Source organism: Caldicoprobacter sp., assembly GCF_047459465.1.
GTDB lineage: Bacteria > Bacillota > Clostridia > Caldicoprobacterales > Caldicoprobacteraceae > Caldicoprobacter.
Genome location: NZ_VSCO01000222.1, coordinates 1 through 1711, shown reverse-complemented (window position 1 = coordinate 1711; position 1711 = coordinate 1). Strand labels below are relative to the sequence as shown.

The following is a 1711-nucleotide window of genomic DNA, read 5'->3' as shown; positions in this document are numbered from 1 at the left end:
AGAACCTCTTTTGCACGCTCCTGCAGGGGTTTTATTACCTCTACGGTATATACCTCCTTGGCAAGGCGTGCTAAAAATGCGGTCTGGTATCCCGAACCGGTACCTATCTCCAACACCTTTTCATGGCCTTCCAGCATCAAAAGCTGCGTCATATAAGCCACCAGGGAAGGCTGGGATATAGTCTGGCCAAACCCTATGGGTAGTGGGGCATCCAAAAACTCGTCATCCTGATAGGCCTCCCCCAGAAACAGCCTTCTAGGTATAGAGTTGAGCGCATCCCACACCCTATCATCGGTTATCTCGGGCATACATTCCCTTATCCAAGCCATCCCGCTATCCCCCTTTCCGCTATCCCCCTTATCCTTATCGTCAACCCTTTATGGTTATTTTATCACAAAATCTCGCTTAGCAGTTCCGCAATATACCAATTTGGCAGCGGTTTCTTCAATTCCTTTTGAGATTTACTTATGTTTTCTCGGCATTGTGACTGGCTTAGTTTATTTGAACCTGTAGTTTATGTGCAAAATTTATAGCTGAACATTTGGCAAAATTCCCAAAAAATATGCACAGGCTTTTTTCATAACCTGCTGCGAATGAAGATAAGCTGGCAAAAATATGATAAAATATTTCCCGGAGAATAAAAAACCATATGCTCATCAGCGGGCAAGCGTTTCCTTTCGAGATGAGACATTGTCTCCGAGATGTATGAGTATTAAAATAAATGCACGAGAGGTCCAAAGCCGTACCAGAATTTTCAGAAAATTCTGCTTTTATGAAATATGAGGCGGCAATTCAATGCCGCAATTAACATCAACGAATTTAAGGGAGCTTAAACCCATGAAGCCGAAGAAATCCTTGAAATCCTATATATATGAAAGAGACGGCCGCAGATGCCATTTTTGCGATAAACGCCTTCAGTTTCATCAGGCCAGCCTGGACCATTATCTTCCCAGGAGCAAGGGCGGCACCAACGACATATTCAACCTGATACTGAGCTGCAAGAAATGCAACAAGCTTAAAAAGAGCTCCATCCCCAACGATTTTGAACAGGTAATGATCCAGCTTTTCAAGGCAGGCGTAAGGGATGGGGTAGTCAAAACATCCTGTGCTCAATTCTCCAGCCACGAAATACAGAGCATAGTTGAAAGTGTAGATAGGCTGGAAGGGATAAACTCCCATGTGGTATTTCAGGGAAAGAACTACCGCCTGTACGTCAAGGAAAACCGGATAGTAAAGGTGGTACACCTCGGCACGCAGCCTCACATTTCCGAGTAATGCTCTACATAAAAGTTAATGAGGGGAAACGCTACCCCTCATATCAGGCCATATACATTGCTTTTAGAATACCTTAGAACACCTCTTCGATATGGTATTCCTGCGTGCCCAGGCCTCTCTTCTCCAGCTCCCTTAATTGGATAAAGGGGTCTTTTCTATGTATGCGCTCAAACAGGTGCCCATGGGTGCCTAGCTCCATGCCCTGGGGAAGTCCCGATGGGATGAGGTCCTCCACCTTAATCGCATCCAATGAGGCCCTTTCAATTGCGACGATATCCTGCGAAGCAAAAACGCCAATGTCGGGCACCAGCGATGGGGTGGTAAGGCCCCAGCAGTCGCACAGTATAGTTATATTGGTGAGGAAATTGATGTGAAACACGTGCCCCGGCTCAAAGGTCTTCAACACCACATCGGTACAAAGGGCCATGCCTTTCTG

At 45.9% G+C, this 1711-nt stretch carries 3 protein-coding genes; 1 reads left to right on the top strand and 2 read right to left on the bottom strand.

Translation table 11 applies throughout. The features are described 5' to 3' along the window. Positions 1-329, bottom strand: a 329-nt coding sequence (locus tag FWJ59_RS09565; protein ID WP_414481697.1) for a protein-L-isoaspartate O-methyltransferase family protein, incomplete at its 3' end; no start/stop codon positions are given. Between the two features lie 466 nt (positions 330-795). On the opposite strand from FWJ59_RS09565, the gene FWJ59_RS09560 reads away from it, so the two are divergent. Continuing rightward, positions 796-1275 carry an HNH endonuclease gene (locus FWJ59_RS09560; protein ID WP_414481696.1) on the top strand — a complete coding sequence of 160 codons (480 nt, stop codon included), beginning with the start codon at positions 796-798 and terminating at the stop codon, positions 1273-1275. 73 nt (positions 1276-1348) lie between these two features. Here the strand turns inward: FWJ59_RS09560 and FWJ59_RS09555 are convergent. Beyond that, on the bottom strand, positions 1349-1711 hold a 363-nt coding region (locus tag FWJ59_RS09555), incomplete at its 5' end, for a DUF362 domain-containing protein (RefSeq protein ID WP_414481695.1).